We start from the raw sequence: 16,789 nt of genomic DNA, 5'->3' as shown, positions 1-16,789 counted from the left end.
CCGCCTCACATCGTATGCGTCGGCTTGTCCGATGTGGTCAGGCCCGCCAGCAACATCTCGATCTTGTTGCGCACGCCTTCGCCTTCCGGGCCGTCCGGGAACTGCACGCCGATGCCGGCGGCGCGGTTGCCCTGCGCGCCGGCCGGAGTGGTCCAGACCACCTTGCCGGCCACCGGCAGGCGCTCGCTGGAGTCAGGCAGGGTCAGCAGCAGGAAGACTTCGTCGCCGAGCATGTAGCGCTTGGGCGTGGGCACGAAGATGCCGCCGCCTTTCACGAACGGCATGTAGGCGCTGTAGAGCGCCGGCTTGTCCTTCAACGCCAGCGACAAAATGCCCTGGCGTGCATTCATTGCACTCATCGAGTTCCCCTAGAACGTGCCGGACGCTCTCCCTCGCGCCAGGCCAGCAACAATTCCGTCACCGCCAGATCGGCGCGGACGGTGGTGCGCAGCAGGTCGCGGGTGCGATTGGCAGCGTCGAACCAGGTCGCCAGCTTGTGCAACCGCGATGGATCGGTCAAGCCGGCCGATGCCTGTGCCAGCGCAAGGTCTGCCGCGTGGCGCAGACGTTGGTCGGCCTGGCCGTCGTTGGTCCAGCGCTGCGCGATATCCACTGCGCTGGCGCGCCCGGCGGCGATCTGCTCCAGGTCCTGCGCCACCGCGCGGCGCACCGCCAGGCCATCCTCGCGCAGCCACTGCGCCGCAAGCCCCGGATGACCGCGTGCGGCATCCAGCGCTTCCTGTGCAGCCCGTTCGTCGACACCTTGCGACAGCAGCCAGGCCAGCGCCTCGTGTGCGGGCGGCAGCTTGAATTCCAGACGCTGGCAGCGGCTGCGGATGGTTGCCGGCAGGCGCGCCGGCTGCGCGCTGATCAACCACAGGTAGCGCCCCGGCGAGGGTTCTTCCAGCGTCTTGAGCAAGGCGTTGCAGGCGGCGCGATTGATCGCATCGGCCGGGTCGACGATCACGATCTGGGCAATGCCGTATTGCGGGGTCAGCGACAGCTTTTGCGAAATCTCGCGTACCTGCTCGATCACGATCTCGGTACGCAGCTTGTCGCCGGTGCGGTTGGGAATGAACGAGATCAACTGCAGGTCCGGGTGGGTTCCGGCGGCGATCAGCTGCCGGCTGCGCTGCGCCAGCGCCGGGTCCGGCGAACTGGCCAGCACATGCTCGGCCAGCGCCAGCGCCACCGCACGCTTGCCCAGACCATCCGGCCCGCAGATCAGCAGGCCGTGCCCGAGCCGGCCGGCGTCCAGTGCCGCTAGCGTCTGGTCGTAGGCGCGCTGCTGCCAGGGTGAAAACGCAGTGGTCATGGAGTGGACTCCGGTTGCGGCAGGCGACGGCGCTGCAGATAACGCGCGACTGCCGCATTGTGTTCGGCCAGGGTGGCCGAGAACGCATGCGCGCCGGTGCCATCGCCGACCGCCACGAAGTACAGGGCATTCCCCGGCGCCGGACGCACCGCCGCCAGCAAGGCCTCACGGCCGGGCATGGCGATCGGCGTCGGGGTCAGGCCGGTACGCGTGTAGGTGTTGTACGGCGTATCGGTGGTCAGGTCGCGGCGGCGGATATTGCCGTCGTAACTGCTGCCGATGCCGTAGATCACGGTGGGGTCGGTCTGCAGCTTCATGCCCAACTGCAGGCGGCGCAGGAACACGCCGGCAATCAACGGGCGCTCCGAGCCCAGCGCGGTTTCCTTTTCGATGATCGAGGCCAGGATCAAGGCCTGTTCCGGCGAGCCGAGCGGCAGATCCGGCGCACGCTGCTCCCAGGCCTGCGCCAGCGCCTTGTCCATGGCCAGGTGGGCACGCTTGAGCACGTCCAGATCGCTGTCGCCGCGCTGGTAGAGATAGGTTTCCGGCAGGAAGCGCCCTTCCGGGTGCTGGTTGGCGAACCCCAGCCGCGCCATCAACGCCGCATCGTCCAGCGCAGCGATGGATTGCTGCAGCGGCGTGGCGGTGGCGATCGCGGCGCGCAGCTGGCGGAAGTTCCAGCCTTCCACGATGGTGAAGCGGTACTGGATCACCCGGCCCTGGCGCATGCGTTCGAGCAGCTCGCGCGGCGACAGGGCCGGCGCCAGCGCGTATTCGCCCACCTTGAGCTTGCCGGCCGCATCGACCTGGCGCGCGAGCAACTGCCATTCCAGATCGGTGCCCTGCGCCACGCCGGCGGCGCGCAATTTGCGCAACGTGGCCTTGAGCGAATCGCCGGGCGCAATCACCACGCTGGGCGCGCTCGCGCTCACCGGTGTCTCGGCAAAGTGCAGGTAATGCCGCCACGCCACCAGCCCCGCAATGGCCAGCAGCGCCACGAGCAACAGGGCCGTGCCCAGCACAGCCAGACATCCACGTTTGCCAGTCACCGCCACACGCACCTCGTCATTGCCCCAGCGCCGCGCAGGATACCGCGCGCCGGTGATGTCCCGTTGAAGCGCTCATGCCTGGTCCAAGGCGCGCAGCACGCCGCGCGCCTTGGCGCGGGTCTCGTCCAGTTCGCGCTGCGGGTCCGAATCCACCACGATCCCGGCGCCGGTGCGGAAATGCACCTGCTCCCCGGCCACCTCGGCGGTGCGGATCAGGATGTTCAGATCCATGTCGCCGTCGCGATTGAGCCAGCCGAATGCGCCGGTATAGGCGCCCCGCGCGGTGCGTTCGAGCTCGGCGATGATCTGCATGCAGCGCACCTTCGGGCAACCGGTGATGGTGCCGCCGGGAAACACCGCGGCGATCGCCTCGCCCGGAGTGACGTCGGCGCGCAGACGGCCGCGTACATTGCTGACGATGTGGTGCACGTGCGCGTAGCTTTCCACGCCCATCAGCTCGTCCACCTCCACCGTGCCGGGCGCGCAGATGCGTCCCAGGTCGTTGCGCTCCAGGTCGATCAGCATGACGTGCTCGGCGCGCTCCTTCGGATGGCCGACCAGCTCGCGGATGCGTGCGGCATCGTCGTCGCCAACAAAGCGCGCGCGCGTGCCGGCGATCGGGCGCGTCTGCACCACATCGCCCTGCACCGACACCAGCCGCTCCGGCGAGGAACTCACCACCGCGCGTCCTGCCGCAACAAACAGGCCGGCAAACGGCGCGGGATTGGCCGCGCGCAGGCGCGCATGCAACGCCGCCGGATCGACCGCCGCAGCGAACCTCGCATGCCAGGCGCGCGAGATATTGGCCTGGAACACATCGCCGGCGCGCAGATAATCGAGCACGCGCTCCACTGCGTTGGTGAAGCGCTCCGGCGCGTCCTCATCGACAGCCAGCGGCCCGACCCAGCCGGGCAATGGTGGCAATGCGGCGCAGGCGGCGATGTCCTCGACGATGCGGGTCAGCAGATCCTCGCGGCCCGGCTCGGCCAGCGCGATGCAGCGGCCTTGTACCCGGTCGCGCAGCACCGCGGCGGGCGCACGCAAGGCCAGTGCGCTCGGCAGGCCATCGCTGCGCGTGGGCAACTGCAGAATCGGTTCGACCTGCGCGGCCAGTTCGTAGTCCAGCAATACCGCCCAGCCGCCGCGAAACGGCCAGGGGCTGGTCGCATCGTGCGGCACGCGCTCGGCCTGCCAGGCCGCATCCAATGCCTGCAGAAAGCCGCCGTCCAGCACGCGTCCATCGCCGTCGCGCGTGCGCCCATCGGCATCCAGCCGCAGGCGTGCGCCGTCTGCAAGCAGCAGCACATCCCAGCGACCGTGCGCGGTGCCGGAGGCGGTGGATTCGAGCAGTGCCGGATACCGCTGCGGCGCCAGCCGATGCAGCGCCAGCAGGTCGATGTCGGCGTGCAGGGGTCTGGTGAGCGTCATCGGCCGGTTGGGCGTGGGGTGCTAAGAGGCGCCGCCCTGCGAGAGAGGCAGGGCACACATGAAGAGAAGGATCAGCTCGCGGAGCGACGTTCGGCCGCGTACACGCCCTGCCCGACCGCCGTAACCTGCGTGCGGCGTGTACCGCGAAGCATTGTTCGCGGTACACCAACGCCGGGACGTCAGACGCGCTTGAACACCAGCGTGCCGTTGGTGCCGCCAAAGCCGAAGCCGTTGGACATCACCGCATCCACCTGCACCTCGCGCGCCACGTTCGGCACGTAATCCAGGTCGCAGCCTTCGCTGGGCTCTTCCAGATTGATGGTCGGCGGAATGATGCCGGTATGCAGCGCCATCACCGAGAAGATCGCTTCCACGCCGCCGGCCGCGCCGAGCAGGTGGCCGGTCATCGACTTGGTCGAGCTGACCATGGTCTTGTAGGCGTGGTCGCCCAGCGCGCGCTTCATCGCCAGGGTTTCGGCCAGATCGCCCAGCGGCGTGGAGGTGCCGTGCGCGTTGAGGTAGCCGATCTGCTCGGGATTGAGCTTGGCATCGCGCATCGCCGCGGCCATGCTGCGCGCCGCACCCTCGCCGTCTTCGCTGGGTGCAGTCATGTGGAAGGCGTCGGAGCTGGCGCCGAAGCCGACCAGTTCTGCATAGATGCGTGCGCCACGCGCCTTGGCGTGTTCGTACTCTTCCAGCACCAGCACGCCGGCACCGTCGCCCAGCACGAAGCCGTCGCGCTGCTTGTCCCACGGACGCGAGGCTCCGGTCGGGTCGTCGTTGCGGGTGGACATGGCCTTCATCGCGCAGAAGCCGCCCACCGAACTCGGCGAGGAGCCGCGCTCGGCGCCGCCGGCCAGCATCACATCGGCGTCGCCATGCTGGATCATGCGCATCGCGGTGCCGATCGAATGGTTGGAGGTGGCGCAGGCCGATACTGCCGAGAAGGTCGGGCCTTTCAAGCCCTTGATCAGGCTAACCTGGCCCGGCAGCATGTTGATGATGGTGCTGGGCACATAGAACGGCGAAATCTTGCGCGCGCCGCCCTCGTGGAATTTGATGGTCTGCTCTTCGATACCGAGCAGCCCGCCGATGCCGGAGCCAAGAATGGCGCCAACGCGTTCGGCATTGCTTTCGTCGATTTCCAGGCCGGAGTCGTCCAGCGCCATGAACGAGGCACCGACACCGTAATGGATGAACGAATCCATCTTCTTGACGTCCTTGGCGGACACAAAAAGCGTGGGGTCGAAATTCTTGATCTCGCCAGCGATCTTGGTGGTGAACTGCGAGGCATCGATCTGCGTGATCGGGCCGATGCCTGAGCGCCCGTGGATGATTCCATCCCAGCTGGTGGCCAGATCATTGCCCAGCGGCGACACCATGCCCATGCCGGTAACGACAACACGACGACTCATTGCAGATCTCCTCACCACGGAACGGACGGTGCTTGCAGTTTGCGGATGACGCTTGAAAAACACAGGGCCGCATCAGCGGCCCCATGGAATGTCTGACGCAGCAGCGGCTTGACGCACGCCACCGCCGTCAGGAACAACGCATCAGCTCTTGACGTGAGCCTTGACGTAGTCGATCGCCTGCTGGACCGAGGTGATCTTCTCAGCCTCTTCGTCCGGGATCTCGCACTCGAACTCTTCTTCCAGCGCCATCACCAGCTCGACGGTGTCCAGCGAGTCGGCACCCAGGTCATCGACGAACGATGCGCTGGTGGTGACTTCCTCTTCCTTGACGCCGAGTTGTTCGACGACGATTTTCTTGACGCGTTCTTCGATGGTGCTCATTGGGGATATCGCTCCAGATGGAGTAGTGGTGGTACGAAAAAAACGCCATCGGGCTGCGATGGCCGCGTTGGATAGTGTAGTGGAAGCGACCGAGCCTTGCATTGCATCACAAGTCCCGGCCGATCAGCCACTTAGCGCCTCCCGGCGCCGCACGCTCACGGCATGTACATGCCGCCGTTGACGTGCAGGGTCTCACCGGTGATGTAACCGGCGCTCGGGCCGGCCAGGAACGCCACCGCGTTGGCGATGTCTTCCGGCGCGCCCAGATGCCCGAGCGCGATCTGCTGCAGCAGGGCGGCCTTGGCCTCCTCCGGCAGCGCCTTGGTCATGTCGGTATCGATGAAACCGGGCGCCACCACATTCACGGTGACCCCGCGCGAGCCGATTTCCTTGGCCAGCGACTTGGAGAACGCGATGATGCCGGCCTTGGCCGCGGCGTAGTTGGTCTGGCCGGGGTTGCCGGTCACGCCCACCACCGAGGCGATGTTGACGATGCGGCCCTTGCGCGCCTTCATCATGCCGCGCATCACTGCCTTGGAGGTGCGGAACACGCTGGTCAGGTTGGTGTCGATGATCGCCTGCCAGTCGTCGTCCTTCATCCGCATCAACAGGTTGTCGCGGGTGATGCCGGCGTTGTTGACCAGGATCGAGATCGCGCCAAACTCCTTGCCGATCGCATCGATCAGGCCATCGACCGCCGCAGCGTCGGTGACGTTGAGCTCGCGGCCGTGGCCGCCCTGGGCAGCCAGGCGCGCGCCGATCGCCGCAGCGCCGGAGGCCGAGGTCGCGGTGCCGATCACGGTGGCGCCCTGGGCGGCCAGCGTATCGGCGATGGCCGCGCCGATGCCGCGACTGGCACCGGTGACGAGGGCGATCTCGCCCTGCAGAGGCTTGCTCATGAATGCTGTTCCTCGAGTGGGGAGCTCGCGACCGCAGCCGCGAACGGTGAGGGCTGCCGGCAGCGCCGGCAGGTGCGTCGAATCAGTGCGTCCACGCCTCGAGCGCGCCGGCGTAATCGCCAGGCGTGGCCAGCGGACGGGCGTCCAGGCTCTTGTCGATGCGCTTGATCAGCCCGCTCAGCACCTTGCTGGGGCCGCATTCGGCGACCCGGGTGATGCCCTGGGCGGCCAGCGCCTGTACGCAGCCGGTCCACTGCACCGGCAGGTACAGCTGCTCGGCCAGCGCCTGGCGGATCGCATCGCTGCCGGTGTGCACGCGCGCATCGACGTTCTGCACCACCGGAATCTGCGGCGCGTGCCAGCTCAGCCCGGCCATTGCTTCGGCGAGCTGGTTGGCGGCATCGCGCATCAACGGGGTATGCGAGGGCACGCTCACCGCCAGCTTGACCGCCTTGCGCACGCCACGCTCGGCCAGCAGGGCCAGCGCGCGATCCACCGCCGCCGCATCGCCGCCGATCACGATCTGACCGGGCGAGTTGAAATTGGCCGGCACCACCACCTGGCTGCCAGCCGCCTCGGCACAGACCTCCAGCACCAGCGCATCCTCGGCGCCCAGCACCGCCGCCATCGCACCGACACCGGCCGGCGCAGCGGCCTGCATGAACTGGCCGCGCAGCCGCACCAGGTGCGCGCCGTCGTGCAGCGACAGGGCGCCGGCAGCGACCAGCGCGGTGTATTCGCCCAGGCTGTGCCCGGCCAGGACCGCCGGGCGCTGCCCGCGCTGCGCATTCCACAGCCGCCACACCGCCACGCCAGCGGCCAGCAAGGCCGGCTGGGTGTACTCGGTGCGGTTGAGCATCTCTTCCGGGCCGCCCTGGGACAGCGCCCACAGGTCGACGCCGGCGCCTTCGGAGGCTTCGGCGAAGGTTTCGCGGATCTGCGGATGCAGCTCGGACAGTTCGGCCAGCATGCCCAGGGACTGCGAGCCCTGGCCGGGGAACACGAAGGCGAGAGTGGATTCGGTCACGCGTTGCTGCCTACAAAAATCGAGCCGGGATGATACGTGCGAAATCGCCCCGGCGTCTGTACTGCCGCGTATGCAAGGCCCGTCCGGCGCGACCGCCGGCACACTTACAGCAAGGCGTTGAGCAGGTCCATTTCGCCATCGGCGAGCCAGTCCACGCACATCACCAGCACCAGCACCACGGCCAGGGAGGTCGCCGCGTGGATGGCCAGGATGGCGCGCGCCAGCGCCCCGGCCGAGCGCCCCAGGCGACCGGTGAGCTGCGCAAACCGCTGCAGGCGCCCGGTCACCACGTGCGCATGCGCCGCCACCGCCGGGCCGGCCGCATCGAAGGCGCCCGTCATCAACCGCTGCAGCACCTCGCGGCGGCCGCGGTAGTACTTGGCCACGCCGTAGCCGAACACCAGCCAGTCGCGCGCCTGGGCCTGGGCCAGGTCCATCACTTCCAGCGGGTCTTCTTCGAAATCGATGAAGCCGACCGCCTGCCCGTCGAAGGTCATGTTGCGCGGAAGCGGCTGGCCGAAATACGCGCCATCGCGATGGGCAGCGGCAATGGCCGCCACCGCCAGCGCGATCAGGCGGTCGCGCTCGGGCGCATCGGCCTCGCGCAGGCAGCTGGCAAAGGAACGGCCGTTGTCGCTGAGCACCAGGGCCGCCTGCCCGCAACCGACCACGCGCGGCACATTCACCGCTTGCGCCTGCAGTTCGCCGAGCCGGCGCGCTTCCAGATCGCGCGCGGCATCGCCGCCACGGTGCGGCGGTGGACGCAAGGCGTCCAGGCCCCAGCGGCGGGCGACGAAGTTGAGTGCTCCGAGCGAGACCGCCCGGCTGTCGCGGCGGTACTGCTTCAGCCAGACGCGCTGTCCGGCGATGACGATGGGTTCTGCCATAACGGGTCCGTCCCTGACGCTGTCAGGCATCGCCGGCGGACGCGGCGCTGCCTGCGGAACTCAGTAGCGCAGCAGCGCCGAGCCCCAGGTAAATCCACCACCGAACGCTTCCAGCAGCAGCAATTGACCCCGCTGCACGCGGCCGGAGCGTACCGCTTCGTCCAGTGCCAGCGGCACCGAGGCCGAAGAGGTATTGCCGTGGCGATCCACGGTGACGACCACCTGCTCCATCGGCAGATCCAGCCGCTTGGCGGTGGCCTCGATGATGCGCAGGTTGGCCTGGTGCGGGATCAACCAGTCCAGGTCGTGCTTGTCGTAGCCATTGGCGGCCAGGGTCTCGTCGACCACCGAATCCAGCGCCTTGACCGCGTACTTGAATACGTCGTTGCCCTTCATCAGCAACGCGCCGCCGCCGTTCTTGCCTTCGCCGAAGCCCACCGACACGCCGACCGGATCCCACAGCAGCTCTTTCTTGCTGCCATCGGCATGCAGATGGGTGCTGAGGATGCCGGTGTCTTCGTCGGCCTTGAGCACGACCGCGCCAGCGCCATCGCCGAACAGCACGCAGGTGGTGCGGTCGGTCCAGTCGACGATACGGGTCAGGGTTTCGGCGCCCACCACCAGCACGGTCTTGGCGTCGCCGCTGCGCACGAACTTGTCGGCCACGCTGAGCGCGTAGACAAAGCCCGAGCAGGCGGCGTTGACGTCCATCGCGCCACACCCGACATTGCCCAACCGCGCCTGCAACAGGCAGGCAGTGGACGGGAAGATCAGGTCCGGCGTGGTGGTGCCGACGACGATCAGATCGAGCTCGTCGGCGGTGACGCCGGCCGCTTCCATCGCCTTCAGCGAGGCGAAATACGCCAGGTCGCTGGTGGTCTGGTCGTCGGCGACGATGTGACGCTCACGGATACCAGTGCGCGAGAAGATCCATTCATCGCTGGTGTCGACGATCTTGGACATGTCGTCGTTGGTCAACACCTTTTCGGGCAAATAGCTACCCGTGCCCGCGATTCTGGAATAGATCCGCTTGCTCATACTGTTCCCTGTTGCAAGAGCCGCGGTGGTCGGCGGCTCCGGAAGAAGCGAGGGTCACCCGGCAGCGTCGAACGCGCCGGGTGCCACGAATCAATCTTCTTGGACGGCCGACGACTTGGTCGCAATCACCTTCTTGCCGCGGTAGTAACCGTCAGCGGTGATGTGGTGGCGCAGATGGATTTCGCCGCTGGTCGGATCGGTCGACAGCTGCTTGGCGGTCAGGGCATCGTGCGAACGACGCTGGCCGCGACGCGACGGGGTAACTCGGGATTTCTGCACAGCCATGGGATTGCTCCAACTTAAGTTCGATAACTTGTCTGTCGAGTCGAACAGGACGCTTCACGCCCGCGCCGACCTGTCTTTCCGCCCTTCACAGCGGCGGTTACTGTTTTTTGAACGCTGCCAGCGCCGCGAACGGACTGGCCTTGTCTTGCTCTTCCTGGGTCGGAACCCACTCGGCCTCGACGGCTTCGCTACCCGGCGCCATCGGCACCACCGGTATCGACAGCACCAGTTCGTCCTCGACCAGATCCGCGGCCCGCAGCATGCCATCTTCCGGCACCAGCAAGGCCTCGTACTCGGCCGGCAACGCAGCTTCGTCGGCTTCGTCACGGATCAAACCAAGACGCTGTCTGATTTGCACCGGATACAGAAAACGCTGCAGGCTGCGCTGGCAGGCCAGCGGAAGCTCGACATCGACACTGAGTTCGACGTAGGCGACCTTCAACAGGTCGTCATGATCGAATTGGAGCGAATAGACACACTCGCCCTCGGTATCGACCAAGCTCCCTTGCAGGCGGGTCATCGCAGAGAGCGGGATGCGGCCATCGAAGCGCCTGCGCGCTACGACCATCCGCCAAGCATCCAGCATTTCGGGTACGTTCGCGGACATAAGCCGCAGAATGTTAAAGACCCGCCGACGCCCTGTCAAATACCCCTATTCACGCGCCTCGCAAGGCGCCAACGCTGGCAGACTTCCCTGCCCGTCCTGTGCAGCGCCCCATGATGCCACGCCTGATTCTTGCCTCCACCTCTGTCTATCGACGCGAGCTGCTCGGCCGGCTGCGCCTGGAGTTCAGCACCGCCCGGCCGGAGGTCGACGAGCAGGCGCAGCCTGGGGAGTGCCCGGACGCGCTGGCTAGCCGGCTGGCTGCCGAAAAGGCAGCAGCGGTGGCTGCGCAGGCGCCCGACGCCTGGGTGATCGGTTCGGACCAGGTCGCCGACCTGGATGGCCTGGCCCTGGGCAAACCAGGCACGCTGGAGCGGGCGCATGCGCAGCTGACCGCGATGTCCGGCCGCGTGGTGCGCTTCCATACGGCAGTGAGCCTGGTCGGCCCTGGCCGCACCGCGCACGCGCTGGACCTGACCGAGGTGCAGCTGCGCCCGCTGATGCCCGCCGAAATCGACCGCTACCTGGCCGCCGAGCCAGCGCTGGATTGCGCCGGCAGCTTCAAGTGCGAGGGCTTCGGGATCAGCCTGTTCGACGCCATTCGCTCGCAGGACCCCACTGCCCTGGTCGGTCTGCCGCTGATCGCGCTGGCACGGCTGCTGCGCCAGGCGGGGTTCGAGATCCCATAAGAATTGCCGTGCGGCCAAGAGTGAAGACCGCGCACGGAAAGATCGGGCACGAGCAAAACTCCCGAATCCCGAATCCCCAATCCCTGCACCCACGCACGCAGCCCTAACCGGGCCGAGTCAACTCACAGAACTGATACGGATAATCAGCCTGCCCCACGCGCGAGGACAGCGTGCGGCAGCGTGCAGGGTCCAGCGTCAGCCCGTACGCGGCCAGGCGCTGCTGCGCGGCCTCGCGCACGGCACGGTCGGCGGCGGCGATGTCCAGCGCCCTACCCTTGGCAATGTTGAGCACGCAGCGGCCCGGCTGCGATGCATCCAGTTCGGCACGCAGGCCGCGCGCGATCAACCAGCGCAGGCGCGTGCATTGCGGTTGCACGCTCCAGCCCAGTTGCTGCGCCCAGCGATTCATCCGGTCGATCCGCAGCTGCTGCTTGTCGCGCGCCGCGCCCAGCACGGCGTAGAGCTGCGGCCGCCCGGCAATCAGCGTGCGCACGCGCTGCCGGTACTGGTCGGTCTCGGCGATATTCGTCGCCACACCGATGTAACGCGCCTGCCGCGGAAGCAGCGGCACCCGCCAGGATTGCGGCTCGTCGCCGACCAGCAACACCGTGGAGGCGGCAGGTTCGCCCATCGCCGGTTGCTGCACCTGGAAGCTGTCGCGTGCCCAGGCTTCATGCCCCCAATCCTTCCACCCGACCACCGCGACCAGGGCACATAGCCCGATCAACCAGGCCGCCTTGCGATCCGTGCGTGCGGCAAATGCGTGCCGGCACACGATCCAGAGCACCAGCGGCGCAAGTAGCTCCAGCACCACCAGATAGCGATGAATGCTGAAAATGGCCTGCCACAGCGCGTACGCAACGCCGAAGAACACCAGCAGGACCACGGCCGAGCGATCCAGCCCGACCTGTCGCACGGGCCGGCGCAGCAACCTGCGCCCTGCAGCGACCAGCGTCACCGCATACAGCACCGCCCAACCGGCCTGCACCAGACCGAGATCGCCGATCCGCTGCGGCTTGAAGGTAAACAGCAGTGGCCAGATCAGCTGCTCGCCGAGATTGCGTGGCAACCACCGCACATCGGCGATCGACACCGGCTGCGCCAGCGGCGATTTGAAGACTCCGTTGAACTGCGGAAACAGCGGATTGCCCAGGTGTTGCCAGACCTGCCAATACCAGGGCCCGGCCACCAGCACCACCACCAGCGCCGCAACGCCGGAAAGCACGCCGAGGCCCAGCACGCGTGAGCGCAGGCGCCCGCCATCGCACAGGACCGCCGGCACCAGCGCCAACGCGTAGAGCGCATTGGTGAGCTTAAGCGAGACGGCCAGGCCGATCAGTGCGCCGGCGATGGCCCATCGATGCACCGCATGCGCGCCCTGCCGCGCCCGCGCCTGCGCCGACAACACCAGCGCCAGCGCCGCCAGCACCGGGATCGCGCTGGCGGTGTCGCCCATGGTGCCGCCGAGCTCGGACAGAAACACCGCGCTGCACATGCCGGCCACTGCAAGCAGCGGTGCCCCCTGCGCGCGCCGCGTTTGCCCGGCCAATACGCGCCATGCCACTGCCGCCACCGGAACGAACACCAGCGCATGCAAGCCGCCCAGCAGCAGCCCGGCCACCGGCCCGGGAAGCTGCAGCATCAACCAGGCATGCAGCACATCGAGCAATGGGCTGAAGTAACTCTGCATCTGCGCCGGCGCCAGATCCACGCCCAGCCGGTCGTGCGCCCAGGCATCGCCGATATAGAGGTGGTAGTTGCGCAGGTCCCAGTTGGCGTCCTGGCCAAGCCCAAGCGAGAGCAGCGCGCCCAGCAGCACGACCGCCGTCACCGCCGCGGCGATCTGGCGTGGCGAATGAAAGCCGAAATGGCGATCGGCCCAGCCCAACAGCCGCTGCCGCCGGCCCACCGGCGTCGATGTCGCGATGGCTGCCATCAGCGGGTAGCTCCAGGCGCACGCGGCGCCACAAGAGTGGCGACGCCCGGCTCAGCCAGATACGCCAGATGCTTGGCCTCGACGCGTCCGCGCGTGACCGTGTCCAGGATCAGCCCGCACGCCAGCAGCAGGAAACCCAGCAGCATCAGCGCCACGCACAGGATCGCCGTGGGAAACCGCGGCACCAGTCCGGTCTGGAAATAGGTTTCGAACAACGGAATCGCCAGCACGATCGACAACGTGGCGCTAAGCACAAAGCCGATGGAGAAGAACAACAACGGCCGCTCGGCCTTGAACAACTTGGCAATAGTGGTGAGGATGCGCCAGCCATCGCGCCAGGTATTCAACTTGCTTTGCGAGCCCTCCGGGCGCACACCGTAGGCGGTTTCGACCTCGGCCACCGGCATGCGCAGCTGCAATGCATGCACGGCCAGTTCGGTTTCGGTTTCGAATCCCTGCGCATGCGCAGCGAAGGATTTGACGTAGCGCCGCGAGAACACCCGATAGCCGGACAGCATGTCGTCGAAACTGCGGCCGAACAGCAGCCCCGCGCACCGCGTCAGCAACACGTTGCCGACGCGATGACCGGGCCGATACGCGGCCTGCTGCTGCTCGCGGCGCGCGCCGACCACCATGTCCAGGCCTTCGTCGATCAGCTTGCGCACCAGCGCCGGTGCGGCGGCCGCATCGTAAGTCGCATCGCCATCGACCAGCACATAGATGTCCGCTTCCACATCGGCAAATCCACGCCGCACCACATTGCCCTTGCCCTGCAGCGCCACGCGGCACACCTGCGCGCCGGCCGCCGCGGCGATCGTCGCGGTGGCATCGCTGGAATTGTTGTCCAGCACATGGATTGCCGCGCCTGGCAAAGCAGCAGCAAACGCAGCGATCACCGAGGCGACCGTCGCCGCCTCGTTATGGCAGGGCACCAGCACGGCGATTCGGATCCCGGGCACAGGCACGGGAGGGACAACAGTCATGGCGTCGGTCATTGCGTGATCTAAGGTGCGGAAACGGTGATGGGCTGTTCCCACCAGTCCTCGACGCTGCCGTCGTGGCCATGCAGGCGTAGTCCCAGCCAATGCGTGCCCGGCGGCAGCGCATGCGTGTCGAAGGTGGCGTTGAAACCGACGTTGGGGTGCTGCGGGTCGGTGGAGATCTTCCAGTACGGGCGCACATCCAGTGGCGTGCCGTACTCGGCCTGCGCGACCGGGCGCCCGTCCAGCAGCAGCTCCACCTGCGACAGCCCGACGCCGTCCTTGAATGCCCAGCCGCCCACCTGCACCTGACCGGCCACGCGCACGTCCGGCAGCGGCGTGTCGATCCAGGCCATCGCCGGAGCGATGCACGGCCCGGGCTGGCGTTGCGCCGGCAGCGCGAACAACAGGAAGCGCTGGTAGCCGTGATCGGTGGACACCACGGTGGGCGGCGGCAGCGACCCGACCATCTCGCAGATGTCGTGATAGCGCTTCAACAGGTCGCGATAACGCTGATCGCTGGGCGAGAGCACCAGCAGCCGCGGCCCGGCGCGCGTGCCATCGCTGAGCAGCCCCCACTGCTGCAGCTGTGCGCTGCGTCCGTGCTTGTCGTTCAACTCCGCGCGCAGCACTTCCACGTTGGCATCGTGCAGTTGAAAGCCCAGCTCGGCACCGACCTTGAAGTTTTCCGCCAGCACGCGCGTGCCCGGCGGCATCTGCGCGAGCCGGAGCTCGACCGCGCGCGCCAGGTCCTTCCACCCGGCAAAGTTGCGCGGATAGTATTTTTCGCCGGCCGCATGCGCGCGAATCGAGGGCACCGACACGGCCAGGTAATAGCCGTACGCACCCAGGGTGCCGAGCAGCGCAATCGCCCAGGCCGCGCGACGCAGCGTATGCGGCCAACGCATCAGGATCACCGGCACCGCCACCAGCAAGGCCAGGTAGCCCGGCAGCGGCCAGTGGAAGCTGATCCGCTCGGCATCGCTGAAGAAGCCGAGCACGAAGATCGCCACGGTCGAAATCCCGCCAAGCAGGCCGAAATACCGCCATTGCGCACGCGAACCGCCACCGGCGCGCGTGCCGGCCAGGCCGACCTTCAGCATCGCCCAGGCCAGCAGCGGGGTCACCAGCACCGCCTGTATCAGCAAGAACCACAGCCCGGTGATCTGAAAGCGCCATGGATGCCGGTCGACCAGCTGGAAGCGCAGCCCGGCCTCGTCATGCTCGGTATTCCAGAACAGCAGCGGCAGCCAGCTCACCGCACCCACCGTCAGCGCCATCCAGATGCGCGGGTCGCGCATGACCGCGCGCCCCTGCGGAATGCACAGCAGCGCGATGCAGCCCATCCCGATCACCCCGGCAAAACGGTAATGACTGAGCGCGCCGATCACCAGGCCGATGGCGAGCTCGAGCGCACTGGTGGCATCGACCTCGCGCAGCAGCCGCGCGCCGGCATCCATGCACAGCACCGCCGCCAGCGCCATCGGCACATCCGGCACCGCCAGGATGCCGAGCGTGGCCGACAGCGGCATCAGCAGGGTCAGGCTGCCGGCCTGCCAGCCCAGCGTGGAGCCGAACCAGCGCGTGGCGATATGCGCGATCAACCAGGGAATCAGCGCGGCAATGGCCAGAAACGGCAGGCGCAGGGCCAGCAGATGATGCCCGCCCAGTTCCACGCCCAGCCGCGCCAGCCAGGCGGTCATGCCCGGCAGATCCGAATACGCGGCGGCCAGATGCTGGCCTTCCTGCCAGTAGAACGCCTCGTCGACGAACAGCGGCAGCCGCGCGGCGATCAACAGCTTGACGGCCGTCGCCAGTGTCCACAGGATCACGAAGGTGCGATGTGCGCGTTGGTCCCCTTGCATTGCCCTGTGCACTCTTCTTCCACCTACGGAATTGTGATGTCGACACCGCTGCGTTCCACGGAAATGCTAACCGATGCGCTGCGCCAATCGCTGCGGCGCGCACAGGACCAGGTCAATTCGCTGCTGCTGGGCAAGGCGCAGGAAGTGCGCCTGGCGTTCGTGGCACTGCTGTCCGGCGGACATCTGCTGATCGAAGACCTGCCCGGCCTGGGCAAGACCACCCTCGCCCACGCGATGGCCTCCAGCCTGGGGCTGGGCTTCCAGCGCGTGCAGTTCACCTCCGACCTGCTGCCGGCAGACGTGCTGGGCGTATCGGTCTACGACGCCGCCTCGCGCCAGTTCCAGTTCCATCCCGGCCCGGTGTTCACCAACGTGCTGCTGGCCGACGAAATCAATCGCGCCCCGCCGCGTACGCAAAGCTCGCTGCTGGAGGCCATGGCCGAACAGCAGGTCACGCTCGACGGCGTCACCCATGCGTTGCCGGAGCCGTTCTTCGTGATCGCCACGCAGAACCCGGTCGATCTGTCCGGCACCTTTCCGCTGCCGGACTCGCAACTGGATCGCTTCCTGCTGCGGCTCAGCCTGGGCTACCCCAGCGCCGACGCCGAGCGCGCGTTGCTGTCGGGCGTGGATCGACGCGAGCTGATCGCCCAGGCCGCACCGCAGCTCAGCGACGCCGACGTGGTGGCGCTGCGCACGGTGGTGGGCCAGATCCATACCAGCGATGCGCTGATCGGCTATGTGCAGGCCTTGCTGCTGCGCAGCCGCCAGCACGCCGGGGTGCGCGTGGGGCTGTCGCCGCGCGCCGGCATCGCGCTGCTGCGCGCGGCCAAGGCCTACGCGCTGCTGCTCGGGCGCGAGCACGTGCTGCCGGAAGACGTGCAGGCGTTGTTCGTGGCGGTGGCCGGGCACCGGCTGGTGCCGGAGGCCGAATCCTCGTCCGGGCCGGCGCTGGCCAAGGCGCTGCTGCACAGCGTGCCGGTGGACTGAC

At 67.6% G+C, this 16,789-nt stretch carries 17 protein-coding genes; 2 read left to right on the top strand and 15 right to left on the bottom strand.

Annotated features, from left to right (window positions below):
- Window positions 1-5: 5 nt before the first annotated feature.
- The 12 genes from ABQ137_RS05905 to ABQ137_RS05850 form a co-directional block, all read right to left on the bottom strand.
- On the bottom strand, window positions 6-359 hold the full coding sequence (locus ABQ137_RS05905; protein WP_024938459.1) for a PilZ domain-containing protein: 354 nt from the start codon (window positions 357-359) through the stop codon (window positions 6-8).
- Window positions 356-1,315, bottom strand: a complete 960-nt coding sequence (locus ABQ137_RS05900) for a DNA polymerase III subunit delta' (RefSeq protein ID WP_039523908.1) — start codon at window positions 1,313-1,315, stop codon at window positions 356-358. The genes ABQ137_RS05905 and ABQ137_RS05900 overlap by 4 nt, the downstream gene beginning before the upstream one ends.
- On the bottom strand, window positions 1,312-2,376 hold the full coding sequence (mltG, locus tag ABQ137_RS05895; RefSeq protein ID WP_154831558.1) for an endolytic transglycosylase MltG: 1,065 nt from the start codon (window positions 2,374-2,376) through the stop codon (window positions 1,312-1,314). The genes ABQ137_RS05900 and mltG overlap by 4 nt, the downstream gene beginning before the upstream one ends.
- Before the next feature lie 60 nt (window positions 2,377-2,436).
- A complete protein-coding gene (locus ABQ137_RS05890) occupies window positions 2,437-3,792 on the bottom strand; it encodes an aminodeoxychorismate synthase component I (RefSeq protein ID WP_184431935.1) in 1,356 nt (451 codons plus the stop codon).
- Window positions 3,793-3,971: 179 nt separating this feature from the next.
- Entirely contained in the window at window positions 3,972-5,207 is a 1,236-nt protein-coding gene (fabF, locus tag ABQ137_RS05885) for a beta-ketoacyl-ACP synthase II (RefSeq protein WP_024938455.1), read from the bottom strand.
- Window positions 5,208-5,348: 141 nt separating this feature from the next.
- Window positions 5,349-5,588, bottom strand: coding sequence for an acyl carrier protein (acpP, locus tag ABQ137_RS05880; RefSeq protein ID WP_002814322.1), 240 nt, complete (start codon window positions 5,586-5,588; stop codon window positions 5,349-5,351).
- A 155-nt stretch (window positions 5,589-5,743) separates the two neighbouring features.
- Window positions 5,744-6,487 (bottom strand): 3-oxoacyl-ACP reductase FabG, encoded by a 744-nt coding sequence (gene fabG, locus ABQ137_RS05875; protein WP_016902515.1) that lies wholly within the window; start codon window positions 6,485-6,487, stop codon window positions 5,744-5,746.
- An 82-nt stretch (window positions 6,488-6,569) separates the two neighbouring features.
- A complete protein-coding gene (gene fabD / locus ABQ137_RS05870; RefSeq protein ID WP_104568852.1) occupies window positions 6,570-7,514 on the bottom strand; it encodes an ACP S-malonyltransferase in 945 nt (314 codons plus the stop codon).
- 104 nt (window positions 7,515-7,618) lie between these two features.
- On the bottom strand, window positions 7,619-8,401 hold the full coding sequence (locus tag ABQ137_RS05865) for a BUD32 family EKC/KEOPS complex subunit (RefSeq protein WP_016902517.1): 783 nt from the start codon (window positions 8,399-8,401) through the stop codon (window positions 7,619-7,621).
- Window positions 8,402-8,461: 60 nt separating this feature from the next.
- Complete coding sequence (locus tag ABQ137_RS05860; RefSeq protein ID WP_024938452.1) at window positions 8,462-9,439, bottom strand: beta-ketoacyl-ACP synthase III; 978 nt, start codon at window positions 9,437-9,439, stop codon at window positions 8,462-8,464.
- A 90-nt stretch (window positions 9,440-9,529) separates the two neighbouring features.
- On the bottom strand, window positions 9,530-9,724 hold the full coding sequence (rpmF, locus tag ABQ137_RS05855) for a 50S ribosomal protein L32 (protein WP_003483870.1): 195 nt from the start codon (window positions 9,722-9,724) through the stop codon (window positions 9,530-9,532).
- Window positions 9,725-9,821: 97 nt separating this feature from the next.
- A complete protein-coding gene (locus ABQ137_RS05850; RefSeq protein ID WP_046341941.1) occupies window positions 9,822-10,331 on the bottom strand; it encodes a YceD family protein in 510 nt (169 codons plus the stop codon).
- A 110-nt stretch (window positions 10,332-10,441) separates the two neighbouring features.
- Between ABQ137_RS05850 and ABQ137_RS05845 the strand changes: the two genes are divergently transcribed.
- Window positions 10,442-11,017: a Maf family protein gene (locus ABQ137_RS05845; RefSeq protein ID WP_184431937.1), complete on the top strand. Its 576-nt coding sequence runs from the start codon at window positions 10,442-10,444 to the stop codon at window positions 11,015-11,017.
- A gap of 103 nt (window positions 11,018-11,120) precedes the next feature.
- Here the strand turns inward: ABQ137_RS05845 and ABQ137_RS05840 are convergent, their stop codons facing one another.
- From ABQ137_RS05840 to ABQ137_RS05830, 3 genes are read right to left on the bottom strand one after another with little or no spacing between them, the layout of a single operon-like run.
- Window positions 11,121-12,953, bottom strand: a complete 1,833-nt coding sequence (locus tag ABQ137_RS05840; RefSeq protein ID WP_349781465.1) for a hypothetical protein — start codon at window positions 12,951-12,953, stop codon at window positions 11,121-11,123.
- Complete coding sequence (locus ABQ137_RS05835) at window positions 12,953-13,948, bottom strand: glycosyltransferase (RefSeq protein ID WP_349781463.1); 996 nt, start codon at window positions 13,946-13,948, stop codon at window positions 12,953-12,955. The genes ABQ137_RS05840 and ABQ137_RS05835 overlap by 1 nt, the downstream gene beginning before the upstream one ends.
- Before the next feature lie 8 nt (window positions 13,949-13,956).
- Window positions 13,957-15,798 carry a glycosyltransferase family 39 protein gene (locus tag ABQ137_RS05830; protein WP_349781461.1) on the bottom strand — a complete coding sequence of 614 codons (1,842 nt, stop codon included), beginning with the start codon at window positions 15,796-15,798 and terminating at the stop codon, window positions 13,957-13,959.
- A gap of 36 nt (window positions 15,799-15,834) precedes the next feature.
- On the opposite strand from ABQ137_RS05830, the gene ABQ137_RS05825 reads away from it, so the two are divergent.
- Window positions 15,835-16,788 (top strand): AAA family ATPase, encoded by a 954-nt coding sequence (locus ABQ137_RS05825; RefSeq protein WP_016902524.1) that lies wholly within the window; start codon window positions 15,835-15,837, stop codon window positions 16,786-16,788.
- Window position 16,789 lies beyond the last annotated feature (1 nt).

This window comes from Xanthomonas sp. WHRI 8393, from assembly GCF_040203315.1.
GTDB lineage: Bacteria > Pseudomonadota > Gammaproteobacteria > Xanthomonadales > Xanthomonadaceae > Xanthomonas > Xanthomonas arboricola.
The sequence above is the reverse complement of the archived record's forward strand: the minus strand, read 5'-3'. Positions and strand labels throughout refer to the sequence as shown.